This is a genomic window from Actinophytocola sp. (assembly GCF_049647105.1).
GTDB lineage: Bacteria > Actinomycetota > Actinomycetes > Mycobacteriales > Pseudonocardiaceae > Actinophytocola.
In genome coordinates this window covers 1-25,578 of the sequence record NZ_JBARWZ010000195.1, presented here as the reverse complement: position 1 = coordinate 25,578, position 25,578 = coordinate 1, and the positions used below count along the sequence as shown (strand labels likewise).

At 65.8% G+C, this 25,578-nt stretch carries 25 protein-coding genes, 1 tRNA gene and 2 pseudogenes; 12 read left to right on the top strand and 16 right to left on the bottom strand.

Features of this window, described 5'->3' with window-relative positions; all coding sequences use genetic code 11:
• Positions 1 to 372 precede the first annotated feature (372 nt).
• Complete coding sequence (locus WBA97_RS23165) at positions 373 to 819, bottom strand: hypothetical protein (RefSeq protein WP_424232994.1); 447 nt, start codon at positions 817 to 819, stop codon at positions 373 to 375.
• A gap of 213 nt (positions 820 to 1,032) precedes the next feature.
• Here WBA97_RS23165 and WBA97_RS23160 point away from each other — a divergent pair, with 213 nt between their 5' ends.
• Positions 1,033 to 1,902 carry a helix-turn-helix domain-containing protein gene (locus WBA97_RS23160; RefSeq protein WP_424232993.1) on the top strand — a complete coding sequence of 290 codons (870 nt, stop codon included), beginning with the start codon at positions 1,033 to 1,035 and terminating at the stop codon, positions 1,900 to 1,902.
• A gap of 11 nt (positions 1,903 to 1,913) precedes the next feature.
• Positions 1,914 to 2,108 (top strand): DUF397 domain-containing protein, encoded by a 195-nt coding sequence (locus tag WBA97_RS23155; RefSeq protein WP_424232992.1) that lies wholly within the window; start codon positions 1,914 to 1,916, stop codon positions 2,106 to 2,108.
• Between the two features lie 533 nt (positions 2,109 to 2,641).
• On the opposite strand, the gene WBA97_RS23150 is transcribed toward WBA97_RS23155, so the two are convergent.
• From WBA97_RS23150 to WBA97_RS23135, 4 genes are all read right to left on the bottom strand, one after another.
• Positions 2,642 to 3,742 (bottom strand): DNA cytosine methyltransferase, encoded by a 1,101-nt coding sequence (locus WBA97_RS23150; RefSeq protein WP_424232991.1) that lies wholly within the window; start codon positions 3,740 to 3,742, stop codon positions 2,642 to 2,644.
• Positions 3,742 to 4,488, bottom strand: a complete 747-nt coding sequence (locus WBA97_RS23145) for an MAE_28990/MAE_18760 family HEPN-like nuclease (RefSeq protein WP_424232990.1) — start codon at positions 4,486 to 4,488, stop codon at positions 3,742 to 3,744. The genes WBA97_RS23150 and WBA97_RS23145 overlap by 1 nt, the downstream gene beginning before the upstream one ends.
• The gene (locus WBA97_RS23140; RefSeq protein ID WP_424232989.1) at positions 4,485 to 5,558 is read right to left on the bottom strand and encodes a DUF262 domain-containing protein; all 1,074 of its coding nucleotides are present in this window, start codon (positions 5,556 to 5,558) and stop codon (positions 4,485 to 4,487) included. The genes WBA97_RS23145 and WBA97_RS23140 overlap by 4 nt, the downstream gene beginning before the upstream one ends.
• A 684-nt stretch (positions 5,559 to 6,242) precedes the next feature.
• On the bottom strand, positions 6,243 to 6,764 hold the full coding sequence (locus WBA97_RS23135) for a hypothetical protein (protein ID WP_424232988.1): 522 nt from the start codon (positions 6,762 to 6,764) through the stop codon (positions 6,243 to 6,245).
• 405 nt (positions 6,765 to 7,169) lie between these two features.
• Here WBA97_RS23135 and WBA97_RS23130 point away from each other — a divergent pair, with 405 nt between their 5' ends.
• From WBA97_RS23130 to WBA97_RS23120, 3 genes and pseudogenes are all read left to right on the top strand, one after another.
• Positions 7,170 to 7,328 (top strand): hypothetical protein, encoded by a 159-nt coding sequence (locus WBA97_RS23130; RefSeq protein WP_424233000.1) that lies wholly within the window; start codon positions 7,170 to 7,172, stop codon positions 7,326 to 7,328.
• 10 nt (positions 7,329 to 7,338) lie between these two features.
• A pseudogene (locus tag WBA97_RS23125) lies at positions 7,339 to 7,620 on the top strand (DUF1214 domain-containing protein); the annotation flags it as partial.
• 53 nt (positions 7,621 to 7,673) lie between these two features.
• Positions 7,674 to 8,153, top strand: a complete 480-nt coding sequence (locus WBA97_RS23120; protein ID WP_424232987.1) for a hypothetical protein — start codon at positions 7,674 to 7,676, stop codon at positions 8,151 to 8,153.
• 64 nt (positions 8,154 to 8,217) lie between these two features.
• Here WBA97_RS23120 and WBA97_RS23115 read toward each other — a convergent pair whose 3' ends face one another.
• Together WBA97_RS23115 and WBA97_RS23110 are read right to left on the bottom strand one after the other, a co-directional pair.
• Positions 8,218 to 8,355, bottom strand: coding sequence for a hypothetical protein (locus WBA97_RS23115; protein WP_424232986.1), 138 nt, complete (start codon positions 8,353 to 8,355; stop codon positions 8,218 to 8,220).
• A 43-nt stretch (positions 8,356 to 8,398) separates the two neighbouring features.
• Positions 8,399 to 10,171 (bottom strand): endonuclease/exonuclease/phosphatase family protein, encoded by a 1,773-nt coding sequence (locus WBA97_RS23110; protein ID WP_424232985.1) that lies wholly within the window; start codon positions 10,169 to 10,171, stop codon positions 8,399 to 8,401.
• Between the two features lie 158 nt (positions 10,172 to 10,329).
• Between WBA97_RS23110 and WBA97_RS23105 the strand changes: the two genes are divergently transcribed.
• Positions 10,330 to 10,416: transfer RNA gene (locus WBA97_RS23105), tRNA-Ser, on the top strand.
• Between the two features lie 468 nt (positions 10,417 to 10,884).
• Here WBA97_RS23105 and WBA97_RS23100 read toward each other — a convergent pair.
• Positions 10,885 to 11,121, bottom strand: coding sequence for a type II toxin-antitoxin system VapC family toxin (locus WBA97_RS23100; protein ID WP_424232984.1), 237 nt, complete (start codon positions 11,119 to 11,121; stop codon positions 10,885 to 10,887).
• A gap of 179 nt (positions 11,122 to 11,300) precedes the next feature.
• Complete coding sequence (locus tag WBA97_RS23095) at positions 11,301 to 11,501, bottom strand: hypothetical protein (protein WP_424232983.1); 201 nt, start codon at positions 11,499 to 11,501, stop codon at positions 11,301 to 11,303.
• 1,084 nt (positions 11,502 to 12,585) lie between these two features.
• Between WBA97_RS23095 and WBA97_RS23090 the strand changes: the two genes are divergently transcribed.
• Positions 12,586 to 13,092, top strand: a complete 507-nt coding sequence (locus WBA97_RS23090) for a GNAT family N-acetyltransferase (RefSeq protein WP_424232982.1) — start codon at positions 12,586 to 12,588, stop codon at positions 13,090 to 13,092.
• Positions 13,093 to 13,133: 41 nt separating this feature from the next.
• On the opposite strand, the gene WBA97_RS23085 is transcribed toward WBA97_RS23090, so the two are convergent.
• Complete coding sequence (locus tag WBA97_RS23085) at positions 13,134 to 13,610, bottom strand: nucleoside deaminase (RefSeq protein ID WP_424232981.1); 477 nt, start codon at positions 13,608 to 13,610, stop codon at positions 13,134 to 13,136.
• Positions 13,607 to 14,107, bottom strand: a complete 501-nt coding sequence (locus tag WBA97_RS23080) for a tRNA adenosine deaminase-associated protein (RefSeq protein WP_424232980.1) — start codon at positions 14,105 to 14,107, stop codon at positions 13,607 to 13,609. The genes WBA97_RS23085 and WBA97_RS23080 overlap by 4 nt, the downstream gene beginning before the upstream one ends.
• A gap of 72 nt (positions 14,108 to 14,179) precedes the next feature.
• Here WBA97_RS23080 and WBA97_RS23075 point away from each other — a divergent pair, with 72 nt between their 5' ends.
• Positions 14,180 to 15,400, top strand: coding sequence for a M20 metallopeptidase family protein (locus WBA97_RS23075; RefSeq protein WP_424232979.1), 1,221 nt, complete (start codon positions 14,180 to 14,182; stop codon positions 15,398 to 15,400).
• Between the two features lie 11 nt (positions 15,401 to 15,411).
• Positions 15,412 to 16,362 (top strand): prephenate dehydrogenase, encoded by a 951-nt coding sequence (locus tag WBA97_RS23070; protein ID WP_424232978.1) that lies wholly within the window; start codon positions 15,412 to 15,414, stop codon positions 16,360 to 16,362.
• 275 nt (positions 16,363 to 16,637) lie between these two features.
• Here WBA97_RS23070 and WBA97_RS23065 read toward each other — a convergent pair whose 3' ends face one another.
• From WBA97_RS23065 to WBA97_RS23055, 3 genes are all read right to left on the bottom strand, one after another.
• The gene (locus WBA97_RS23065) at positions 16,638 to 18,161 is read right to left on the bottom strand and encodes an SIR2 family protein (protein ID WP_424232977.1); all 1,524 of its coding nucleotides are present in this window, start codon (positions 18,159 to 18,161) and stop codon (positions 16,638 to 16,640) included.
• Positions 18,162 to 18,547: 386 nt separating this feature from the next.
• Positions 18,548 to 19,141, bottom strand: a complete 594-nt coding sequence (locus tag WBA97_RS23060; RefSeq protein ID WP_424232976.1) for a putative glycolipid-binding domain-containing protein — start codon at positions 19,139 to 19,141, stop codon at positions 18,548 to 18,550.
• A 205-nt stretch (positions 19,142 to 19,346) separates the two neighbouring features.
• Complete coding sequence (locus WBA97_RS23055; RefSeq protein WP_424232975.1) at positions 19,347 to 20,552, bottom strand: Cys-Gln thioester bond-forming surface protein; 1,206 nt, start codon at positions 20,550 to 20,552, stop codon at positions 19,347 to 19,349.
• A 224-nt stretch (positions 20,553 to 20,776) separates the two neighbouring features.
• Here WBA97_RS23055 and WBA97_RS23050 point away from each other — a divergent pair, with 224 nt between their 5' ends.
• Positions 20,777 to 21,805 carry a hypothetical protein gene (locus WBA97_RS23050; protein ID WP_424232974.1) on the top strand — a complete coding sequence of 343 codons (1,029 nt, stop codon included), beginning with the start codon at positions 20,777 to 20,779 and terminating at the stop codon, positions 21,803 to 21,805.
• On the opposite strand, the gene WBA97_RS23045 is transcribed toward WBA97_RS23050, so the two are convergent.
• Positions 21,792 to 23,459, bottom strand: coding sequence for a DUF885 domain-containing protein (locus WBA97_RS23045; protein WP_424232973.1), 1,668 nt, complete (start codon positions 23,457 to 23,459; stop codon positions 21,792 to 21,794). The two genes, WBA97_RS23050 and WBA97_RS23045, sit on opposite strands and share 14 nt — an antisense overlap.
• 10 nt (positions 23,460 to 23,469) lie before the next feature.
• Entirely contained in the window at positions 23,470 to 23,988 is a 519-nt protein-coding gene (locus WBA97_RS23040; protein ID WP_424232972.1) for a GbsR/MarR family transcriptional regulator, read from the bottom strand.
• Positions 23,989 to 24,049: 61 nt separating this feature from the next.
• On the opposite strand from WBA97_RS23040, the gene WBA97_RS23035 reads away from it, so the two are divergent.
• Complete coding sequence (locus WBA97_RS23035; RefSeq protein ID WP_424232971.1) at positions 24,050 to 24,973, top strand: ATP-binding cassette domain-containing protein; 924 nt, start codon at positions 24,050 to 24,052, stop codon at positions 24,971 to 24,973.
• Positions 24,970 to 25,578 (top strand): annotated as a pseudogene (locus WBA97_RS23030) (ABC transporter permease); the annotation flags it as partial. The gene WBA97_RS23035 and the pseudogene WBA97_RS23030, both read left to right, overlap by 4 nt.

Below are 25,578 nucleotides of genomic sequence, written 5' to 3'. Positions count from 1 at the left end.
GACCGGTTCCGCGAGCCGATACACGGTGTGAGAGCCCAGCCGGATGAGCTTCGCTCCCGTCGGTTCCACCTCGGCCACCTCGCAGGCTTTCGAGGACGCGGTGCGCCGTCTCTTCGGTCAGAGCCGTTGTGCTGCTCAATGTCTGCGATCCCTTTCGCTGAATCAGCCGATGTCTAGTGTCCGCCAACGCCGACTCCTCTGACTGATGTACCCGGGAGACGGGGTTCTCATGGCGATGGTTGCGGTCCGCCTCTCGGGATGGCGTTGGGGGACCGAGAGGCGGACCGCGCCCAGCTACGCGGGGAGGAGGCATTCGTAGCTGGGTGATCGGGTGGATGTGACTTACCCCCAGGCGCGGGTCGCATCCGCGAACTAATGCTGGTGTGGTGCCTTCATGGCTGGCCGGACCATGAGGTGCGGGTTGTTCGGCGTTCGCACGCTCTCGGTGAGGCCGTGTCGGAACGCCGGCGGCAGAGCGCAACCAGGCGGAGGTGTCACCAGCGGCCGCTGCACCCGCTCCTTGCCGTACTCGTCCCAGGTGAGCGCGGCCCTGAGGGCATGCACCGGCACGCCGCTGTCCCACTCGGTGACGAACTCGGGTTCGAACGCGTCCCGGCACGGCGGTGTCCGGTAAGCAACGGCACCTGTCCTCCGCACGAGAACGACATCGGCAGCACCGTCGTCCCAGAAGAACGCAGCACCGCGCACCTCAGGTTCGGAGCCGGAACCGTGGCCCCACTCGTACAACGTCCACCCTCGACGCGTCATCGTCTCCAGCAGTAGGCGGACCTCGATGTCCCCGACCTGCGGCACGTCCATGACCACTCTCTTGTTCGGGCCGGTGGGACAGCTGAGAGGCACTCGTTAACCGTCGAATCGCGGAGCGCCCCTCAGCGGGAGAGCCCGAACCTGTCCCACCGACAGACAGGAAACTACACTGGAATTTCTGGTTGGAATTGGCGAGAACTAAAGTTGCACCGAACGGAGTACATGCGGTACACGGTGAGTGAGCAACACGGGAGAATGCCCGCCATGACCACAGCGGACGAGGGCGACAACAACCCTGGCACAGAGGCTGACCTGGGTCCGTTCGTTCAGCGGATCTTGCTGGGTGCCCGGTTGCGCGCTGCCCGCGAGTCGATCGGGCTGAGCAGCACCGACGCGACCAAGACTCTCGGCTGGTATGCGGGCAAGCTGTCCAAGATCGAGCAGGGCGACGTCCCGACGAGCGACAAGGACCTCGCGGCCGCGATCCGTGCGTTCAAGATCGGCCCGAAGGAGGCCGGCGAGCTGCAACGGCTCGCGAGCCTCGCTCGTCGCAAGCTCCCGCCGAGTCGGGTCGCGGAGTGGGCAGCCAAGTACGTGCACCTCGTCGCGGCGGCACGCGAGCTGAAGCTGTGGAACGCGGACGCGTTCCCGGGCACGGTGCAGACAGCCGACTACGCCCGCGCCCAGCTCGAACGCGTGGTCACCGTACGACCGGCCGACGTCGAGCCGATGGCACAGGACCGCGCGAAGCGTGTCGAACGCCTTCGCGCGCCAGGCGCGCCGCGGCTGTGGCTCGTCGTCGGCGAGGAGGCGCTGCACCGCAGCATCGGCGGCCCCGAAACGCTGCGGGGACAGCTCGAACAGGTCCGTGATCTCGCCGAGCTGGAGAACGTGTCCGTCCAGGTGATGCCGTTCAGCGCCGGAGCGCACGCGTCACACGGCGTGTCGTTCTCCATCGTCAACCTGATGGAGGGTCGGCCGGGCCTCGTCTACGTGGCCGGCCTGACGACCTCCGACTACCTCGGCCGCGAGCACCAGCGGGTATATGACCTGGTCTTCGACAAGCTACGAGCCGACGCGCTCAGCCCACAGGGGACAATCGAGCTGATCAACCGTCGGATCGCAGAGCTGTAGGAGCACCACCGATGCAGTCACCCATACCCATTCCAGACAACGCAAAGTGGCGAAAGAGCACGAAGAGTGACCAGGGAGAGAACTGCGTGGAGCTGTGGCGCGGCCCCCAGATGGCGGCCGTACGCGACTCGAAGAACGCGGCCGGCCGCCTGCTGGCTCTGCCCGCGTCAGCAGTGGAGTCCCTCATCAACACCGTGGGTAAGTAGGAGCTGCGTAGGCTAGAAGGTCCTCAGGCAATAGTGCCGGGGACCTTCTGGTCACCACGGTTAGCCGGTGATGTGGGCAAGCCATGGTGTCCCATCTGCCGCTCCAGCGCGCCTGAGCAGCTAAGACAGTTGTGACCGGGTAAGTGACACTGACTTTGTTCAGCTCGCCCACTCCATGCCTTGTCACGTATCAGAGGCTGGGCCATTGGGGCACCTGCCTAGTTCTCCCCCCAACATGGTCCAGCACAGGATCCGAACGTGCACCTTGCCACGGACCGCACGGATCAGCCGGGCCAGCCGTTGACCGGCTCACCACTAGCGTTAAACACGGCTTGGTCCAGGATGAGCACCGCTGCACTGGTGAAAAGGCGATGGCCACAACTACAGCCACACCTAGATAGCCAGGCAGAATCAGGCCGCTCATTCGAGGCGTGTCTGGCCGTAGGTCTCACACGACCGTAGGCGGAGTTTACTAGCCGTCCATGCGAGCATTCTCCCAGAGCAGCCAGTCGCCTCGGTGACGCCGACTACTTTTAGATGCCGTCTAATCCATTTTTCGCAGCAGCGATCTTGGCAATATGCGACACAAGCACACCGGCGATAACTTCACCGAGCCTCACAGGCACAGCATTTCCGATCAAACGACCCAGCCGGCTGAAATGAACACGGTCTCCTGGACGAACAAATTTGTATGCTTGCGGAAACGTCTGAAGCATAGCTGCTTCACGTAACGAAATGGCACGATCCTGCTCTGGATGACCGAACCGACCGTTCCCGTATCCGAAACATTGTGTCGTTATAGTAGGAGCCACCTTATCCCACTCCATACGCCCATACACGCTAGGATAAGTTGCCCCCGAAGCCTTCCGATGGCAGGTCGCCTGGAGATCCTCCGGCCAGTCACGCCATGACCCACCCGGCTTAGAGGCTTTGATCCGCAAAGTGTTCAGCGCGCTGAGCGTGGGGGCATAGTGGAGGGGGTCGGATCCATGCTGCTCACCTGCTTCTATCTGAGGCAAGCTGAAGATCGTACGCCGAACCGTCTTCTGGGAGTCAGCGTATGATGACAAATCAACTTCGATCTCACCCAGGCGAGATGCAATAAGGACTAGACGTTTCCTCGACTGAGGAACGCCAATCGCAGAGCACTCCACTACCTTCCACCACACATGGTAACCGTCAAGACTTTTCAAGAAGTCATCAAAGACCGGATGTGCGGCTAGTTGCGCAACATTCTCCATGGTAACTAGGTCAGGCTGGACCTCTTTGACCAATCGACCGAAACTTGCTACTAGCTTCCAATCAAGGTTGCCATCATCCGCCTTGTCGAAATTGACACCTGCGCGACGTGATTGACTATAACTTGAAAATGGCTGACAAGGTGCACAACCGGCGAGCAGCGAGTACTTCGCGCCAAATAGAAATGGTTCAATATCGTCTGCCGTCAGGGAGTCGACATCCAGTTCGAGGAACGATGATTTATTATTCGCCTCATACGGAAACTTGCAATTTGGATCTACGTCGACACCGGCTCGCACATCGATCCCACCTCGAACAAGTCCGTGAGTCAACCCACCGACACCGCAGAACAAATCAACGGCCGAGATCTCAGGACTAGCTTTTTTCTTTGCCACTAGGGTGCCTTCAACGGCTTGCGGTCGGGAAGAAGAAATTCAAACAGCTCAATATGCGAAGTGAAACACGTTATTACCTCGTCCAGATACTTCTGAACAGCGTCCGCCAGTCTTCGCAAATCGGCCGCGACTACGCCGTCCGCGCATTCGGTAAATGATACTGATCCATGCGCAAGATCGTTCCGTCGAGCTTTTACCAGTTGCAGTGCCCCTAGGTTATCCCGAAATTTTTGCTTTACTGCACGCCGAACGGAAGCGCTTATCTTAAGATGGCACCCAATTCGTTTGCTGATCTCATAGATTGACTCGTCATCCCAGTTGCCTCCGCCACCCTTTTCAATCGAGAACTTACTCAAAGGCAACTGTGCAATTACTTGCTCACACATCGCAGCGACAGCGGTGAGCCGCTTATCCGCAGCTTGATCAGCATGAGTGCGTGCGGTTGATCGAATCCATTCGTTACGAAGATTACTATTTAAGTCAGCGATCTTCCACGGTTCACTGACCGCAGCGTCCGCTACCGCGTCAATGCACCGAGAAATCGTAGCCTCTACCAGGTTGTACAGCTGCAAATACACGCTCGAATACAGGATCTTTTGCTGTGATGCTGTAATCTCGGAGCCTGTGGCAACTAGGCGGGGTGCTCCAGACTGCGTTGCATGGTCGATTTCCTCCAAAAGTTGGAGGTACTCGTCAATTTCCGCATAGCGTTCACTAAAAAAACTTTGCAGTTCCGAGCTGCTCACGAGTCCACCAATTGGTTTTTGACGAAGGTGATTCGCCCTTCCAATTTCTGGCGAACATTGGCGCCGTCAGACCTAGCGATACGGCTAAATTCACCGCCTTCAAGCCATTTTGCGACATTGACGCGCGTCGCATCATATGTCGCGATTTCTGGCTTCTCTTTCATGGCCCAATAAGTGCCGATGGCTATAGACTCAAACCGAGCGCGGGGTGTAGCACGCCCCGAAGGGGTCTTAGTAAAGCCGTGGGGAAATACTCGGGAGACAAATTCAATAACTTTAATGAACCGATCACGATACTCGTCAACCAATGCTGGATCGTCCCGCATTCGTTGAGTGAGAGCCTTCGCATAGTCAAAAATGAAATCAGATGGCCGGTCACGATAGCCATCTAGGCCGTCGCCATACGCAAAGAATCGAGTAATGAGCTCTTCGCGCTCGCGTTCCTTAAGCGCCTTATCGGACACAGGTGCAAGTCTTATGAAGTCTGGATTTTTCGCCAGATCGACAACCAGATCGATAAATGGACCAGCAAGAGCACCGCGGCGAATCTCTGCCATATTGGCCTGCTTGCTACCCGTGTTGATACGGTTAAACATGTCGAGGCGAGCAGCCTCATCTGCATGCTCGTTAAGCACGATTCCCCGAATCGACCGATTCAACAACTTTCTCTGACGTGAGCGAGGAAGATCGACGAAACGAAAACCCGATACGTGAGTCAGCTGATCTAGCTCACCTAGCCTGAAATCCTGCTTGATGAACTCTTCGATTGTCCGAAGACGTTGCGAACCGTCGACAATCTCAAGTCGACCATCAGGCATTTCCCAAAAGAACACGAACGGAATAGGGAGCCCGAGCAAGATGGACTCAAGAAACTTCGACTTCCTCTCCGGCTCCCATGTGAACTCTCGCTGATAGTCAGGTACGACGTATTCGCCGTCATGCATCTTATTCGCCAAGAGTTCGACCGAGTACTCCGTTATATAGAACTCGATCCTCTTGCCAAGCTCTACAATCTGCGCCTCAGCTGCGTCCGCGTCCAGCTCACTTGCACGAGCCGCTGTTCTCGCCACGTCCGCTCCAGTCCAGCCGAGTACCCCACCTGTAGTCAGTGTCGAGAGGTCATCTTAGCTTGTGATCTAGACCTGCGGCGGCAGGTTCCCTGATCAGGGTGTCTATGCCTCTGAACAGGGGATACGACAGCGATCTCACCTCGGCGTCGAGGCGAGATTGGGCTCACTTGGGTCCGTGCGTCGGACCTCAACCGCAGCCTCTTGCCCTCTGCCGATGGTCCAGCCTCGTTCATTCAGCCGCGCTGCCGAGACAGACACCAGGGACCGTCAGCATCACGGCCAGCGTGGCTACGCGCTGCGCCATCGCGGCGAGCACAGGGTCTCAGTTTGGGTCTCAGTCCCGTCCAGTTCGTGCAGCACCATGCCGTTCAGAAACCGCGCTTGACCTGCTAGAACAGCGCAACGGGACCTGCCCGGACAGTCCGGAGTGGAATTGGAAATCGTGTTGGGTGTTAAAGCCCTCGCGGGTTCAAATCCCGCATCCTCCGCACTTTGAGCAGGCGAAACGCCGGGCTCCCGTTACCTGGGCGCCCGGCGTTTCCAGCCTCGAACTGCAGACCGTCTCAGTTCTCGTCTCAGTTGCCCCCGCAGGTCAGGCTGACGCGGGCACACTGGCCGACGGCGGATCAGCCGACCATCAGGATGAAGCGCTCTGACAGTGACGATACCGCTCGTTGGTCAGCGCTACGGGGTGCAGTCGTACCAGTCCCCCGTCCAGCCAACGCTGGGGTAGTAGTTCTGGCACCACCAATAGCGAGGGGCCGACGGTATATGGACCACGACCACGCGATAGCCGTCTGGGTCCTCGTCGATGAACGGGTAGATGTAGTCGGCGTGACCGTTGCCGGGCATCGGTGTCCAGCCGCCCGAACCGGGCCAGGTGTGCCAGATCGTGCGGTCGGTGGCGATGCCGAAGCACTCGTCGCTGCTGGTTGCCCAATCGACGACCATGACCTCCGTGCCTGCCTTGAACGTGCCGTAGTAGCCGTAGCAACTGACCCTGCCGTTGGCGGGTACCGGGGTCATGCGGGTGATTTCCCCGGTGGTCTCCACGGGTTGTTCTGGTCCCGCAGGCGCCTGTCCGGTGTCGAACCGGACGTCGCTGTCCGTGCTCGCCGCAGCTGGGGTGGCCGGCGTCAGCGCCATGGTGAGCGCGACCCCTGCGGCCGCTACGCCGTTTCGCAGAGCTCGTCGTCTGAACCTCATCGGTATGTTCCCCCATCTTGTCGAATCCCCGGCTACCAGGGACTACCACCAAAATCGCCCTACGCAAGCAGCCGTTGCTGTCGCCGTGTCAAATTCACCTGTATGGCGGCGAGAACGTTGCAGTCTGTCCGCTTGCCCCTCGCAGGTCAGGCCGACGCAGGCACACGGGCAGGTGGGCCGCCGTGCGGCCCGAGACCTCACGTCTGTGGTGACCGCTCCCCCGCCGCTTCCGTTGCGGGCAGTAAGCGCCGCACCTGACCCTCGGTGACACCTACGGCGTGCACTTCGGTATCTCACCCGACGCGGATGATCCCTTGGCGTGCCTTGCGGAGTGTGATCCGGCAGCAGTGGCAAGGCCCAGCGTGTGATGGGTCTGGGCCTCCCGACCGGAGGGGAGCCGACCGCATGCCATCGTCGTTCGAGCGCGAAGAGAATGCCTACACGCTGGGTGTTCAGGCCGGACTGTGGGGATATCCGTTGGCGCACCGCGTGGCGGCGTTCCCAGCGGCCCTGCACGCGAAGGGCATCGGGCTCAACTCGCTGCGGAAGTTCGAACGCGGTTAAGACCCCGCCGGCGGCCGGCATGTGGAACCTCGCCATGTACGACGACGAGATGCTCTTCGTTGCCAACCCGATCGACCGGTTCACGATCGGGAGCACCACGGACGGTGTCACCACAGACCCCGACGGCACCCTCACCATCTACATCCAGCACAACCGACCCGGCGAACAGCGCGAAACGCACTGGCTGCCCGCCCCATCAGGGACCTTCAACCTCACCATGCGTTTCTACGCCCCGCTCAGCCCTGTCCTCGACAAGAACTACGCACTACCGGCAGTACAGACAGCGGGGTAGCCCGAGGTGCCAGCCGCATACCTATCCTTGTGCCACAACGAGGAGCGGCGTTGATGGAAGACGACGTGATGGTCCGGGTGACCGCGGCTGTGCGGCGTGGGCAGGCCGGAGAGCGAGCGGCCGCCCGGCACGATCTGGCGGCGATGTGGGCCGAGGTCGAGCGGGGCGGGGGCGACGACTTCCACCGCTGCGTGATCGCGCACTTCATGGCCGATCTGCAGGAGAGCGGGCGCGAGGAGTTGATGTGGGACGAGCGCGCCCTCGCCGCGGTCGACGGCGTGAGCGACGAGCGCGCGCAGGAGTTCCACGCGTCGTTGCGGGTTCGGGGGTTCATGCCGTCGCTGTACCTGAGCCTCGCCGATGATCACCGGCGACTCGGGGATCCGGACCGTGCCCGCGAGTTCCTCGCGAAGGCGCGCGCCACGTCTGATGCGCTGGGCGAAGACGCTTACGGCGAGCTGGTCAGAGGCGCCATGGACAAGATAAGCCGGGCTCTGACCGAGGGCTCGACCGAGCCACTGCCTGACCACTGACGTCGGGATGCCCGCAAAGCAAGAGCGCCGGCCACCTGTGACGGTGGCCGGCGCTCGTCGCTGGTCAGTCCTCTTCGGCGGCGGCGTGGTCCGCCTCACCCGGAGTCGGGTCCCGGTCGAGGTTGATCAGTGGATGCCGCTCCGCCCCCTCCGGCGCCGCGTGCCTCCCCTGCCGATGCTCGGTGTCCTGCTGGTCGGGCATGACGTCCTCCTCGTTTCTCCCACGTCAGCCCCGGCAGTATCGCTCATCCGGCCAGCGTCAGACGCACCACCTGTGGATCGTGGTCGCTGGTCTGGTTCGCGAACTCCGCGTTCACGTGCACCACGTCGTAGTCGAGCCGCGCGATCTGGCCGGCGACCAGTACGTGGTCCAGCGTTTGCGAATTCCCTTCATAGATGTAGCTGTACCGCTCGCCCCTCGGCAGCAGGTCGATCAGGTCGGTCAGCCGCGGCGTCAGCTCGTCCAGCGCGGGTGCGAACTGGAAATCGTTCATATCGCCCAGCACGACCACATTCGCCCGGCGCGGGAGCTGGTCCACGAACTGCCGGACCTCCTTCGCCTGCGCGATCCGCTGCGTCTCGCTCGACCGCGACGGCGGCTGGTGCCGCCCGTACAGCGGCTCGTCGCCGCCCTTCGAGTTGAAGTGGTTCGCCACCACGAACACCGTCCGCCCACGGAAGGTGAACTCGCCGGCCAGCGGCTTGCGGCTGTCCGCCCACGCCTCGCTCGCCGGGTTGATCCGCCCCGGCGACACCGACAAGTGCCGGTCGACCACCGACACCGGCGTGGTCGCGTCGCCACCCGGCCGGTCGGTGAACGACACCCGCGACGGGTCGAACAGGAACGCCACCCGGATGTTGCCGCCCGGCTGACCACCGTCCGCGCCGGCCACCGGGTCGATCTGCCGCCACTCGTACCGCGGCCCACCCGCCGCGACGATCGCGTCGACGAACCGCTGCAGCGTCTGCCCGGCCGTCACGACCTGGTCGTCCGTCGCGCCGTTGTCGTCCTGGATCTCCTCGAGCGACAGGATGTCCGGGCTCGCCAGGTTCTCCACCACGCCCTGCGCGAGCCGCTGGAACTTCGCGGCCGGGTCCGTCGGCGCCAGGTTCTCGACGTTGTAGGTGCCGACCGCCAGCTCACCGTCGCGCTGACGGCGCGTTGTCTCCGGCCGCAGCCCACCCGCCTCGATCTCGCCCAGCGCGGTCGCCTGGATGACGTACCCGCCGAACTCGTCGTAGTCGAGCGGCCCCGACGTCTCTCCCGCGAGCGTGTCCCGCACGTTGGCCTGCGGGAACGGCCGCTGCGAGAACGGGATCAGCGACTCGACCTTGATCCGGCCGGTGTTGTCCGCGCGGTAGCCGGAGTACAGCACGCCACCGCGCGCGGTCCGGTTCTCCCGGGGCCTACTGGTCAGCCACACCTCGTTGTACTGCGTCGTCGGCCCGACCACAGGGGCGTCGTCCACCCGCACCCGCATGCCCTCGAGCGACTCGTAGTAGTCCAGCGCGTACCGGTGCGGCCGCAGTCGCGGGCTCTCGATGTCGCCGTCCGCGGTGAGGTCCCTCGGCACGTCCAGCACCTCGGCCTCCGGCAGCGCGTGCCCACTGGACTCCACCGTCCACGTGGCGCCCACCAACTCGGTCGTCGACTGGTGCACCGCGGCGTCCGGCGGCCCGTCCGGGTAGTACTCCTCGACCGTTCCCGCCACCATGACTTGGTCACCCACCGCAACCTGCGGCGACTCCGATCCGGTGAAGACCAGCAGACCTTCGCTGGTCGCCCGATCACCGTCCGGAGTCGAATCCTGGATCCAGAAGCCCCGCGCCGAGCCGAACGCCCGCACCGCGGTCACGATCCCCTGGACCCCCGAAACCTGCTCCCCGTCATGCGGCGACAGCCTCGTAGCGCCTTGGATGTCGTGAATCCGCAGGTCATCCGCCACGGCACTAGCGGAGGTCGGCGCACACAGCGCCAGAGCGGTCACCCCGACCAGAACCAATCCTTCTCGCCTCACCGGCCTGCCTTCCGTTCCTGAACCCCCGAGTTCTGGACACGGGGCATACTCCCCTGATCAGGTGAGCGAGAGTAGGTCCGAAAGGAGACTCTGCGCAGACGCACACGATGCGCCGCCTCTGTGCAGGGCCGCCAGCCCCGTCCGGTAAGGTTCCGCTCGGTAGCGTGTCCGAGCGGCCGAAGGAGCGCGCCTCGAAAGCGCGTGAGGGTTCACGCCCTCCGTGGGTTCAAATCCCACCGCTACCGCTCTATGAACAGGTGAAACCCCGGCAACCTTGGCGAACAAGGTTGCCGGGGTTTCGTCCGTCTACCCACTCCGTCTCAGTTCACGTCTCAGTTGCCCCTGTCAGACCGCCAACGGAGCGGCGCGAAGCACACGGATGGTCCCTACCGAATTTGTTGACGACTGCCTTCAGGTAAAGGGGACCGCACTCATCTCGCGTACGAACACGGCCTATGACAGCTCGCCTTGTCGCGGCTGTTCGAACTCCCCAAGGTTGGAGGCGACGTGATAGCAGTGCTGAGGCGGGTACAGCGTGCACGTCACTACCTGGAGAATCTGTCACCAGACATCGACTTGCGAACCCGACGGCGTCGCCGAGATCGAACCTGGCGGTTGTCCGCAACCTGGCCCTCTTCATCGGCTGCGGTCATGCGGACCTCGCCGACTGCCGCATTTCACGGGCCGTCAACTCCCGTCTTCCTGCATGCTCGTCATGCCCCGACGATGGTCAGACCTTCGTGTTCGGCGAAGTCCCTGAAATCCTTGACGTTCAAGGTGGCCAGGGGCAGGTCGTAGTACAAGCAGCATGCCGCCACCCACATGTCGTTCTGCGGACGAGGCCGACCACGGTTCTGTGCGTGGGCGGCAATGGCACCCCAGGTGCGAGCCACGTCCTGGATCTCGTCGTTGTAGGGCAGAACCAGGACGTTGCTCAGCCAGGCATCCAAGCGGTGCCGGTAGGTAGGGCCCACTGCCGACTGACAGACCACTTGGTCCGCTCCGCCAGCGTGACGAACGTGATGCACAACCGGTTGTTGCGGACGGCCTCAACAACCGGGGCCGGGAGGTCGTGCCGCTTGAACGCGTTGGACACGACGTCTGTGTCCAGGACGACGAAGCTCAACGGCTACCCAAGATCAGCGCGACGGGCCGCATAGGTGTCACGAAGGAACTCGTCCAACTCGTCGTCGGTGTCGAACACGTCGCACGCGAGGTCATCCATGGACTCTATCGGCCGTACGCCCTTGCGGCGCGCTAGCTCGTCAAGGGACACCCGGCCAGCCGGACGTGCGGGAACGTGATCCGCGTGGTCGCTACTCGTCGTCATTCAACACCTCCTCCGACCAGTGTTGCACGGTTTACAAACGTTATGTGCGGTCTGCGCAACGAACGTGCGAACCGCACAACATCCATGCGATTCAGCCACCTGACCGTACTCGGCTCTGGTGCGACACCGGGCACGTTGTAGCCGAGTTTGCGCAGGTCAGCCGGTTACCCATGACGCGACCTACCTCCGAGGTATCCGTTGGGCGCTGCGGCGGCATTCGCTGACGGCCGCAGGAGTTCGTCGACATCGAAGATCGCCTTGACCAGCACGGACACTCTCAGCGATCAGCGCTGGACGGTGGGTCGCAGAACGAGTGTCTGCGCAGAGCGCGGACCTCGTCGCCTCTCTCTTTTCCGGGGGTGCGGCGCCGGATCCTCTCAATTGGCCTGGCATTTCCGTCAAATACGCCTGAATGATGTAATCAGGATGGTTGTTTCTTGTTCTATCCTGGGATGGACCGCCTGTCGTGACGGCTCACCGACAGGCGGTCGTGCTTTCCTCGGGGGTCGCGAATCTATGGTCACTAATTGCCTCTCTTTCTGATCCAGGAAGGTCATTGGCGAAAACTGGGTTCGCGGTGGTGGCAGTTGCCGGAATTCTGGTGGCAGTTATCGGGAAGGTTGAGATTCGGGTCGCGGCAACTGTCGTCGCCATTGTCTGTGCCGGTGGCGTGACGCCCGCTGGTCACGCGGTACCGCGACTTCGTTGCGGGGCACGGGTCCGCGACTTGGTAGACCTGACATCAGAATGTGCGAGGTCATCGTGATCGAGGCCGTCGCCGAGTGGGACGAGGTTCATTTCACGCGGTCAGCCTCGGCAGGGACTGGGAACTGCCGGAGAAGTACCACCGGAATATCGCGGTGAATGCCGACGACATCGAGATCGACGGTCGGCCTACGAGGCATTGGAGTATGACTAACTCGTGGTTCTCCGGCGCTCGGTTGATGTCTATCGTGTACTTTCATTCGCCAGCCTGGCACTGACCTGACCGGCGCCGTCAGGTGCCGCGTCCGTCGTGGTTCACCCGATGGGGTGACCGGAAACCCACCGGCTTTTGTCGGTGCTCGTTGCTAACTTCGCCGGCATGGAGTTCACCAGGGTCCAGCGGCAGGAGGCCGACGAGGTCGTCGGCTTCCTGACCGCCGAGGAGTGGCCGTTCCACACCGAGCCGAAGCCCGACGGCGACGCCGTGCGTGCCCGGGTCGCCGGCGGGGCGTACGACGATGCCTTCTGGATCGCCGACGGACCCGATCGGCTCGGGCTCGTCCGGTTACTGGACCTCGACGACGGGACTCCGCTGTTCGACTTACGCGTGCGTGCGTCGGCACGCGGACGTGGCGTCGGGGCCACCGCCGTGCGGTGGCTGACCTCGCACGTCTTCACCAACTACGCGACCAACCGGATCGAAGGGACCACTCGCCAGGACAACCACGCCATGCGGCGGATCTTCAGCAAGGCCGGCTACGCCAAGGAGGCCCACTACCGGGACGCCTGGCCAGGGCCCGACCGCTTATACGACTCCGTCGGCTACGCGACCCTGCGCCGGGACTGGGAGACCAGCACCGTGACCTCCGTCGACTGGCCCGGCTGACCAGTGCCCCGTCCAGGCGGCGTGTCAGCCTGGACGGGGCACTAGCCGGGGCGGTGGGTGGCGAAGAACTCGTCGAGCAGCGCGGCGCACTCGTCGGCCAGCACCCCGCCCACCACCTCCGGGCGGTGTGTCAGCCTGCGGTCACGCACCACGTCCCACAAGGACCCGGCCGCGCCCGTCCGCGGCTCCCACGCGCCGAACACGACGCGGGCCACGCGGGCGAGTACGAGCGCGCCCGCGCACATCGTGCACGGCTCGACCGTGACGACGAGCGTGCAGCCGGTGAGGCGCCAGCCATCGCCGTGGCGGGTGGCTGCCTCACGCAGGGCCAGGACCTCGGCGTGCGCGGTGGGGTCGCCGAGTGCCTCGCGGGCGTTGCAGGCGGTGGCCAGCTCCGTGCCGTCGGGGGCGAGCACCAGCGCGCCGATCGGCACGTCGCCGGTCGCGCGGGCACGCTTCGCCACCTCGAGCGCGGCGCGGACCAGGTCCTCGTCGGTGGCTTTGGTCGCCGGGCTCACTGGGCGATGCTGTCCATGGTGTCGAGGAGCTGGCTGAACTCGTCGGCGAAGCCGCAGCGCTGCGCGATCATCTGCAGTTGCTCGTCGGGGTAGAGGTGCACCTCGCCGACGATCACCTGCAGCTCGGGGGCGGGCATGCCGATGTCGGCGAGGAGGTCGAGCGTGCCCTCGGGCCAGATCTCGTCGTCGTCGTAGTCGGCGGGCGGTTCCACGCGCAGCAGGTCCAGCGCGTCCGCGGCGATGTCGTAGTCGAGCGCCGCGGCCGAGTCGGACAGCAGCAGCTGCACGCCGCCCGGGCCAGGTCGCAGGATGAGGAAGAACTGGTCGTCCACGTCGAGCAGGCCGAACACGGCCCCGGTCGACCTGATCTTGCGCAGCTCGGTGATGGCCGCGTCGAGCTCGGACAACGCCGAGCTCTCCATGGCCGCGCACCGCCACTTGCCTTCTTCGCGAACAACGGCGATCGCGAAGCCCGTCACCGGGTCCTGCTCGGACATGGGGGACACGGTATGCCTCAAGTTGGGCCGCAGGAAGAAGCAGTAGCCGGAGTGTTGCGCGATCATCAAGGGATGAAGACCGCATCGCTGTCCGACGACCCGAGGTTCACCGGCCTGTTCGACGCCGCCCGTGCACTGCAACCGAGGACGGTGTCGCTGCGGAGGCAGCTGCACAAGCACCCGGAGGAGGGACTCGACCTGCCGAAGACGCAGGCCGCGGTGCTGCACGCGCTCGATGGCCTCGGGCTGCACATCAGCACCGGCGAGGCGTGCACCTCGGTGACGGCGGTGCTGAACGGCGACCGCCCGGGGCCGACGGTGCTGCTGCGCGGCGACATGGACGCGCTGCCGCTGCGGGAGGACAGCGGCCTGGCGTTCGCGTCGGAGACCGACGGCACGATGCACGCGTGCGGCCACGACACGCACACGGCGATGCTCGTGTCGGCCGCCCGGCTGCTGAACAGCAGGCGGGACGCGCTGGCGGGCAAGGTCGTGTTGATGTTCCAGCCCGGCGAGGAGGGCCAGCACGGCGCGCGGTACATGTTGGAGGAGGGCGTGCTCGAGGCGGGTGGGCGGCCGGTGGAGCAGGCGTTCGCGCTGCACATCACGTCGACGGCGCAGTCGGGCGTGGTGATGTGCCGTCCCGGGCCGATGATGGCGAGCGCCGACGCGTACACGGTGACGGTCACCGGCAAGGGTGGCCACGGCGCGATGCCCGACCGCGCGATCGACCCGGTCCCGGCCGCGGCGGCGATGGTCGGCGCACTCCAGACGATGGTGACCCGCAGGTTCAGCGTCTTCGACCCCGCCGTGCTCACGGTCGGCCGGATCACGGCGGGCACGACGTCGAACATCATCCCGGAGACCGCGGAACTGGAGGGCACCGTGCGCACGCTGTCCGACCACGCCCGCACGTTGGTGCAGGAGGAGATCCCGAAGGTGTGCGAACACATCGCGGCCGCGCACGGCTGCACCGCCACGTTCAAGATCAACACTGGCTATCCGCCGACGAACAACGACGGCGCGGTGGCCGGCCGCGTCCTGGACCTGGCGAGCACCGTGCTGGGCCAGAAGAACAGCGCGCTGATGCCCGAACCGATGATGGCGTCCGAGGACTTCTCCTACGTGCTGCAGAAGGTCCCCGGCGCGCTGGCGTTCCTCGGTGCGTGCCCGCCGGGCGTGACCCCGGACGAGGCGGCCCCGAACCACTCGAACCGCGTCCACTTCGACGAGTCCGCATTCGCCCACGGGGTTGCGCTGTACGCCGCATTCGCACTGGACGCGCTTCGGTGAAGGATGGATCCGTGCGACCTGTGTGTGTGCTCGGCCTCGGCCTGATCGGCGGCTCGGTGCTGAAGGCGGCGACGAGAGCCGGCTGGGAGGCGTTCGGCGTGACGCTGGAGCCGGTGGCGGACTCCCGCGTGGAACCGACGATGGCCGCGGCCCTGTCACGTGCGGCCGAAACCGACGCGCTGATCGTGCTGGCGGTGCCCCTGCCCTCGATCGACGATGTGCTGCGCGAGGTGGCGCAGCACGCCCCGGACTGCCTGCTCACCGACGTCGTGAGCGTGAAGCAGCCGGTCGCGGAGGCGGTGGCGAGACGCCTCCCGAAGGCGCGCTACGCGGGCGGCCACCCCATGGCGGGCAAGTCGGCGTCGGGCTGGGACGCGGCCTCGGAGTCTCTGTTCGACGAGGCCGCGTGGGTGGTCACCACCGACGAGGACACCCCGCACGACGCGTGGCGGGCGGCGGTCGACCTGGCGCTGGCGTGCGGCGCGCGGGTGGTGCCGACGACGACCGGGGAACACGACGCGGCGGTGGCGCGGATCTCGCACCTGCCGCACATCCTGGCCGCGGTGCTGGCGTCGACCGGCGCGGACGGCGGCTCGCTGGCGCTGTCGCTGGCCGCGGGCTCGTTCCGCGACGGCACCAGGGTGATGTGCACGAGGCCGGAACTGGTGCTGGCCATGTGCGACGGCAACCGGGGCCCGCTGCTGGAGGCCGTGGACGAGGCGCTGGGCCGCCTGGGTGCGGCCAGGGGTGCACTGGCGTCGACGGGCGGCCTGGCGGCGACGGTCCGCGCGGGCCACGACGGCAGGCAGGCGTTGGAAGATCTACGAAATGCGGAGCACGAGGAATTCCCGATCGACCTGACGGACCCGGAAGCATTCGAATCGCTCCGCGATCTTGGCACGGCGGGCGGTCACGTCCTGCGCATGGAAGGCGACACCGCGATATGCGCCCTGCCGGCATAAACTCGAAGCCCGTAACAGGATCGGTCGAGAATACGAACGGGTACACACAGGCGATTGCTACTGGTCAGCACGGCCCGTAGCATTGAAATACGCTAGGTGACATCGGCGAAGGGACGTGAGCAGCGCACATGGGTTCCGAGGCGATGGGAGTGACCGTGGCAGAGGCCGAGCAGAACGAGTCGGTAATCGATCAGTCACCCAAGAGAGTCGTGGGTGACCGGGTTTACGTCTCCGTTCCCGGGCCGGTACCGAGAGTACGCGCGAAGAAACTGCGGTCAGGCAAGGTTTAACACGAACTCGGCCGCCTTTTGCAGGCTGGCGATCAAGTCGTCGTAGTGCATCGCCTTCAGCCTCTTGATGATGGAGAACTCCTCGGCATCGGCCTCGTCGCCGTCGTCGAGGTCGGTCACCAGATGCGTCGAGTTCAGCGTGACGGCGCCAATGGTCAGGATGTCGGCCGGTTCGCCGTTGATGTTCTTGTCGCTGCCGCTCGCGACCAGGAGCACCGGGGCCGCCACCACTCCGCGCCAGATCTGCGAGGTCGGCGACGGGACGACGTTCGCGACCAGCCTGCTGCCCTGGTACACGGCCTGCGCGGCGGCGAACGGGGTGTCCGAGGTGATGGGGACCTCGCGCCGCATCGACCATTCCTCACGGTGCGTGAAGGTGGATGTCCCGACCATGCACAATGAGTAACTCTCCCTGGCCACCTGCCGGTCACGCGTCCGCAGCCACAGCGACAGGCCGAAGTTCTCACCGTCCGGTCCGCCGAGCTTCGTGGTCCGGTAGAGCAGGCCCATCCGTTTGAGGACGTCGAGTGGTCCTCCTGGGATGATCAACGCCTGGTAGAGACGTTCGTTGAAGTCCGCACCGGCCCGGCCCATCGGCACCCGGTCCTCCTCGGCGCACCCGATGGCCGCGTAGCACGTGTCGAGCGCGCGGGCGAGCCGGTCGCCGTACACCAGGGAGTCGGGCGACTCGCCGTCCGTCAGGTACCTGGCGGGCTCCACCGAGGCCAGCGCGAGGTCGGAGATCACCTGGTTCAGCTGCGAGTAGGACCGGAGGAAGATCGGCCGCAGATTCAGCTTCTCCTCGAGGTAGCGCGCGGAACCGATCGCGTACCGCGCGGACTCCTCGGCGGACGCGCCGGCCTTCTTGGTCGGCACCACCAGTGCGAACCGCGGCGCGGTGGACCCGGCGCTCTGGTACAGCGGGCCGATCAGGTTCGGGTCCGACATGCTCAGCCCGACGAAGATCGTGCACGCACCGTCGATCGCGTCGGAGATCGCGGCCCGCACCCTGGCGCCGTACTTGAGGAACTGGGACTCGGTCAGGATGATTGGTATCTCGGGGTTCTGCCCCTGCCGGACCAGGCCGTGGAGGTGCATGACGCCGATGTTTCCGGTGGTCTCGCCCCAGGCCCGCCAGGAATCCACCTGGGAAATCGAGTAGGCGCCCACCCGGGATTCGTCGAAATACCCGTACAACGCCTTCTCGATGATGTCGTCGAAGTTCGTCGTCAGTACCTTGACGTTACTTCCGTGCGTGTAGATGAGCTGCGCCAGCGAGTTCGCCAGCTGACCAGGCACGACGGGTGCGTTCTTGCGATAAAGGGCGTCGCGGATCACCTCGTGGTCCTGCACGTTGACGTTGCCCTGCTTCACGAGGTTCAGGATGATCTCGGCCTTGCGCATGGGATCGGAGGCGTCGCGCATGGCCATCTTCCGCAGCGCCTCGTCGTCGATGGCGGCGGTCATCTTCGTTATCAGCGCCCGCCAGGACGGCAGGCTCGCATTCATCGAAACACCCGCGCCCAGCACGAGAACCAGCGGAAGCCGGCCGCCCGCGACCGCTTCGAACAGGTCACGCAGGTACGGCTGCGACTGAAAGGAGAACGTGTGGCCGTCAACGAACGCAGTAGGGTCAACAATGCTTGACTCGGGTCTTGTCATTCGTTGACCTCATCGTCGCGCACAGCCGGACAAAAAACGATTAAGAATAACATCGAGCGCCATCGCGCGACAGCATTAATCGAATTTGTCACAAATCTGACCAGAGCCCCAGGACAGTTGCGAAACCCCCACCCAGTCCCGGGGGCGGCCCGCCATGCCAGTCTACCGGGTGTGGGTGACAGGGACGGGCGGTTGTGGGTTACCTGTGGACAACCGGGTGGGCTGTGGACAACTCAGAGGCGTTGTGCCGCGTCCGGGTACGTGACCGGGAGGCCGTCCTTGTCGACGACGATGTCCGCGCTGCGGTGGGCGTCCGTGTAGTTGATGATCGCGCCGGTGTCGGTGATGGAGACCGTGCGGTAGGTCTGGCGGACCAGCGTGACGGCCAGGTCCGGCATCGAGACGTACAGGACGGGGAGCTCGACCTCCGCGGGCTTGCGGTGCAGGCCAAGGCGGCGGATGGGCAACGCGGTGAAGGTGACCGAGCCCGCGACGTCGACATCGACGGCGCCGTCGAACTCGTTGCGGGCCGACGCGCCGTTGCCGTCGTCCATCAGCCACATGCCGTCTTCTGTGCGGCCGAGGGAGATGGACCGCTCGGTGTCGGCGGCGGTGGTGCGTAACAGGCCGCGGCCGACGTCGCCGGAGCGGGCCGCGGTGAACTCGAAGGACGCGCTGTATGGCGTGCCGGAGGCGACGATGAGCCGCCCGGACGCGCGCAGTCTGCCATCGGACACGAACAGGCGGACCTGCTCGATGCTGGTCCGGTTCGTCCCCTGCCATGTCACGATGATCGGCTTGCGGGAGCCGGGCTGCGGTGTCGTCACTGCCGGCTACTCGGCTTGTGCGGGAGGACATCCTGGGGCTTGCCGACCTGCTCGACGAGGTCCGCCGCCCTGTTCTTCATGGCGTCGAAGTCAATGCCCACGACCACCGCCTCCTTCCACGCACTCGGTCCAACCTACTACGGCCGATGGTGGCCGCTCCCGGAAAAGGAGCGACCACCATCTTCAGGACCCTGGTTCGCGCGGATCAGGCGCGCTTGCGGTGACGCTGGAAGAACAGGGCGCCGACGCCTGCACCGACGAGCACGATGCCGATCATGATCGGGGCGAAGATCGACGCACCGGTCTCGGCCAGGTCGCCGCCGGTGTTCTTCGGCTGCGGGGCCGGGGCGGCCGACGAGGTGGTCTCGGTCGTCGGGGCGGTCTCGGTGGTCGACGACGGCGGGGCCTCGGTCGACGAGGTCGGCGGCGTGGTCTCGGTCCAGTTGCCGCCCGCCGACGCGACGATCTCGCTCGTCTCGGCGGTCGCCACGATCAGCGACTGGGTCTTCTTCTTCTCACCGTAGTTCTCGCCGACGAACAGGCGGCCGGTGTCGATGCTGGCCGTGGCGGTCAGCTCGAAGGTGCCCTCGCCGACCTCGGTCGCCTCGGGGACGTCCAGGAACAGCTGCGCGCCGTTCTTGATCTTCTCGGCGGTGAACTCGACGCCGTCGACGTCGGTGATCTTGACGCCCTCCGGCAGGTTCGTGGTCAGCTTCTCGATGTCACCGGTGGTGTTCACGGTGAACGGGCCGATGCGGGTGCCCGCCGCGCCGGACAGGTCGGCCGGGGCGACCTGGAGGGCCGGGGTCGGCTGGTCACCGATGCCGACGTTGGCCTCACCGGTCAGGTAGTCGTACAGCGCGAGCACGTCCGCCTTGGCGTCCTGCGGACCCTTCGGCAGCGGGTTCGACTCGTCGAGGTCCGTGCCGTCGCTGAAGTGCCACACCGCGGCCTGCGTCGCGGAGATGGCCTCCTTCTTGTCGATCCCGTTCTTCAGCGTCGCGCCCTGGTCGGTGAGGACCTTGGTGAGCCGGTCGGTATCGACAACGGGGTAGCCGTTGTGCAGCACCCAGTTGATCTTGTCGCGGTTGTCGTGGAACGGCGAATCGGCGTTCGGGTACTTGTCCCACGGCTGCTCGACCATCTGGTGCTTCTTGTCGATGCTCGTGTTGATCTCGACGCAGTACATCTGGAGCCGGGTGCCGTCGGAGAGCTCGAAGCTGATCAGGCTGGCATTGACGTCCTCGTTGCCATTGCCCACGTTGACGTGGTGACCGTGGACGTAGCTGTCCGGGTCCACCTTGCCCTTGACCGGGTCGGCGCCGACCGGGATGGCCGCCGTCATCATCAACGCCACCGAGGCGCCCGCTACCGCGGCTCCCGCGCGGACCAGCTTCAACCGACCAACCATGACACTCCCTTATTTCGTCCGAACGACGCTTGGCTCAGAACTCTCACCTATCTGAGTGACAGGAGAGTCGATCAGGCGAAGGGGAACTTTACTCAAAGGAGTAGTTCACCCACTACAGGGGGTACATGGCTCGAACAGTGGGCACTCTTTCAGGAGTTCCGGTAGTGGATTGTTTCGGCGGGACATCTGCCCGAGCGCAGCGGGTTCGGGCTATCGTCCTGCCTGTGACCGGATGGCAGGGCAACGACGGTGGTCAGGGCGGCTGGAACCCCCAGTCCTTTGGGCCCGACCCGGGCACGAACAAATACGGCACCGACCCCTACGTGAACCAGTACGGCTCCGACCCGTACAGCGATCCGTACGCGCAGGCCGACCCGTACGCGCAGCACCAGCAGCCCGGCTACCAGACCGGCGGTTTCCCGGCCCAGGGTTATCCGCCACCGGGTGGTTTCCCTGGCCAGGGCTATCCGCCACCGCCGCCGCCGAAGCGGTCCAAGCTGCCGATGATTCTGAGCCTCGTGGCGATCGTGATCATCGTCGGCGCGGTCGTGGCCATCGTGCTCGTGAACCGCGACGACGGTCAGGCCGCGGCGCCGCAGGACCCCAGCACCTCGGAGTCGACGACGGAGTCCGGCCCGACCTCGGAGTCGACGGAGTCGTCTACGTCGAACGCGCCGCCCACCACGGGCGGCACCACGCACGACGACTGGCTCACCATCGACAACACCGCCGACGCCGGGCTGACCTACCAGGTGCCGCCGGACTGGAAGGAGGCCCCGACCTCCCGCCAGAGCGGCCTCGACGTGGAATTCACCGGTGACGCCGACTACGGCCTCTACGACTGCGGCGGCGGCAGCTACGTCCGCACGTTCGCGGCGAGCGGCGACGTGCAGGGCAAGGACGGCAAGGACCTCGACCTCCCGGCCACGCTTGGCGACTTCGCGACGTCGTTCGCCACGACGTACTACGGCAGCGACGCCAAGGTGGACATGCCCGCACCGACCGAGACCACGGTCAGCGGCAAGACCGCGATGACGGTGACCGCGAAGGTCACGCAGACCGTCACCAAGCCGGAGTGCCAGGCGTCATCCGGCGAAATCGCGCTGGTCGGCGTGCTGCTGGAGTCGGACGGGCAGCCCAGCGGCGTCGCCATGCTGGTCGTGGTGAACGACCTGGAGGGCGGCCCCGCCGACCCCAAACCGCTCGACGCGTCGGTGTCGCAGGAGATCCTGAAGACCGTCAGCGCCGGCTGACCTGGCCGGTCACCCAGGCGGTCACCACGTCGGCCAGCACCGCCAGCGGCAGCGAACCGTTGCCGAGCACCACGTCGTGGAACGCGCGGATGTCGAAGCGCTCGCCGAGCGCCTGCTCGGCGACGCCGCGGAGGCGCTGGATCTCCAGCCGCCCCACCATGTACGACAGCGCCTGCCCCGGGTACGCGATGTACCGGTCGATCTCGTTGCCGATGTCCAGGTTGGCCATCGGGGTGTTCTCCCGCAGGTAGTCCACCGCCTGGGCCCGGCTCCAGCCCAGCGCGTGCATGCCGGTGTCGACCACGAGCCGCCCGGCACGCATGGAGTCCATGGCCAGCATGCCGAGCCGGTAGATGTCGCTCGAGTACAGGCCCATCTCCTCGGCGAGCCGCTCGGTGTACAGGCCCCAGCCCTCGGCGTACGCGTTCGGGTTGACCACACGCCGGAACATCGGCAGGTGCGTGAGCTCCTGCGCGAGCTGGATCTGGAAGTGGTGGCCCGGCACGGCCTCGTGGAACGCCGTCACCTCGGACACGAACCGGTCGCGTTCCTGGGCGCGGTCGGTGTTCGCGAAGTAGATGCCCGGCCGCTGCCCGTCCATCGACGGCCACAGGTAGTACGCCGCCGGGGCGCCGGGTGCGTCGGCGGGCGGCACCGGTTCGATCTTGCACTGCTGGGAGGCGAGCCTGCCGAACCAGCCGGGCACCTCGGCCTCCGCCCGTGCCACGGCCTCGCGAGCGGACGACAGCAGTTCCTCCGCGTCGCGCCAGCGCATGGCCGGGTCGGAGGTCATGCGCTCGAAGATCTCCGCGCGGTCGCTGGTGCCGAACACCCGCGAACCGATCTCCGCATACTCCTCGGTGAGCCGCTCGATGATGTCGAGGCCGGTCTGGTGCAGGTCGTCGGGGGTGCGGTCGGTGGTGGTGTGGATGCGGGCGAGCGTGCGGTACAGCTTGTCGCCGCCGGGCAGGTGGCACACGCCGACCTTGTCGTCCGGCCTGCCGTGCGGAAGGAACTCGTCGGCCAGCGCCTGCTTGTACGCGGCGAACGCGGGGCGCACGACCGTCGCCAGCACCTCCTCGCGCGCGGCCGCGAAGTCCTCCGGCACCTCCTGGCGGGCGAGCGGGTCGTTCGCGGGGTCGGCCAGGAAGCGGTCCAGGTGCGCGATCGCGTTGCGGACCGGCCGTGCGACCGGCACCCGCCCGGCGGCCACGCCGTCGCGATGCCTCGCGGCCACGGTCTCGAGGTACGCGGGCACCGCACGCAGCCGCGCGAGGTAGTCCTCGCGGGCCTCGTCCGTGGACAGCGGCACCATCGGCAGCGTCATGATCAGCTCTGCCGCCGGCGCGACGAACAGGTCGCTGATCGTGAACTCGATCTGGCGCGTGTCGATCTCGTCGACCATCTGACCGGCGTGGTGGATGACCATCGCCCTGGTCACGGCGTCGTCGGTGGACATCCCCGCCGGGTCGAGCGCGGTGATCCGGGCCGCGACGTCCTCGACGCGTTCGCGGAGTGCCCCCTGGGCGGCGGGCGACCGGTCGGCCAGCTCACGGCCGTGGCCTGCGACGCCGAGGATCGAGGCGTACAGCGGGTCGGCACGGAAGACCAACTGGAGAAGCTCGTCAGCGAGCTGCGGCACGGTGTTCGTCACGGCTGCCACGCTACCTGGGCGGCGGCTCCCCCAGCTCCCGCCATTTCCGCATCAGGTCCGGAATCTGCTCACGGAGGAACTCGAAGAACCGGCGGCTCGTCTCCAGCCGCCAGCCCGCCTTCGTGTCCGGGCCGACCGCGGCCACGCCTTCGGCCATGAGCTCCGCCCACTCCTTCATCTGCGTGTCCCGGTGGGCGTACGCCTCGTACCAAAGGTCGTCGGTCACCTCGTAGTGATCCCGTCGCTCGCCAGGATCGCGGCGGCGCACGATCAGCCCGACCTGCACGAGGTAACGCACCGCACCCGAGATCGCGGCCGGGCTCACCCGCAGGGTGTCGGCCAGCTCGCCCGCGGTCAGCTTGCCATCGTCGGTGACGAGCAGCGCACCGAACACCCGCGACGGCATGCGTCCGAGCCCGGCGTCGGCCAGTGTCAGGGCGAACCGTTCGACGAACCGGTCGACGTCACCCGGCTGGCCCTCGGGAGTGCTGGTCACGTTCTGCATCTTCTCCTCCGGCCGTGTGATCACGATCAGGTTTATACGTTTTCTTAACTTCACAACTTTGTGAAACAACACTACGGTCCGAAGCATGACAACCGCAATTTCCGTGTCCGGCCTGGTCAAGACCTTTGGCCGGACACGTGCGCTCGACGGACTCGATCTGACGGTGCGCACCGGGGAGGTACACGGCTTCCTCGGCCCCAACGGATCGGGCAAGTCCACCACCATCCGGGTGCTGCTGGGCCTGCTCCGTGCCGACGCGGGCGAGACCCGCCTGCTCGGCGGGGACCCGTGGGCGGACGCCACCTCGCTGCACCGCCGCCTCGCCTACGTGCCGGGTGACGTTTCGCTGTGGCCGAACCTGTCCGGCGGCGAGGTCATCGACCTGCTCGGCCGCCTGCGCGGCGGCCTGGACACGCGACGGAGGGCCGACCTGCTCGAGCGCTTCGACCTGGACCCGACCAAGAAGGGCAGGACCTACTCGAAGGGCAACCGGCAGAAGGTCGCACTGGTCGCGGCGCTCGCGTCGGACGTCGAGCTGCTGATCCTCGACGAGCCCACCTCGGGTCTCGACCCGCTGATGGAGGCCGTCTTCCAGGACTGCATCGCCGAGGAGCGCGACCGCGGCCGCACGGTGCTGCTGTCGAGCCACATCCTCGCCGAGGTCGAGTCCCTGTGCGACCGGGTGAGCATCATCCGGCTGGGGCGCACGGTCGAGACCGGCACGCTGTCCGAGCTGCGCCACCTGACCCGCACGTCGATCGCCGCAGAGCTGGCCGCGGCCCCGGACGGCCTCGCAGGCCACCCCGGCGTGCACGACCTCAAGATCGACGGCACACAGGTGCGCTTCGACGTGGACACCAAGGAGCTGGACGGGGTGCTCAAGCGGCTGACGCAGGTCGGCGTGCGCAGCCTGACCAGCCAGCCGCCGACGCTGGAGGAGCTGTTCCTCCGCCACTACGAGGGCGACATGGCCACCGAGAACGGCAAGCACGCGGCGGTGGCGAAATGACCGCGACCGTCTCCGCGCAGCGGCCCGTCGCCGCCCCGGCATCCGGACAGCGGGACGGGTTCGCTGGCACGGGCACGCTGCTGCGGCTCGCGCTGCGCCGCGACCGGATCATGGCGACCATCTGGATCCTGCTGTTCGTGATCATGGCGGCCAGCTCGTCGGCGGCCTCGCAGGACCTCTACACCACGCTCGAGTCCCGGGTGCGGGCCGCGAACGCGGTCAACGACACCCCGGCCACGCTCGCGCTGTACGGCCGGGTGTTCGACCCGACCTCGCTCGGCGCGGTGTCGCTGATCAAGCTCGGCGCGATGGGCGCCGCGCTCGTCGCACTCGTCGCGATCTTCACGGTGGTGCGGCACACCCGCGCCGAGGAGGAGGCGGGCCGCCTCGAGCTGCTCGGTGCGGCCGTGGTCGGCAGGTACGCGTCGCTGACCGCCGCCCTGCTGCTGGCCACCGGCACGTCGCTGGTGCTGGCGCTGCTGACCGGGCTCAGCCTCATCGGCACCGGCCTGCCCGTCGAGGGCGCGCTCGCGTTCGGCGTCTCGTGGGCGGGTGCCGGCATCGCGTTCGCCGCGGTCGGCGCGCTCGCCGCCCAGGTCACCGAG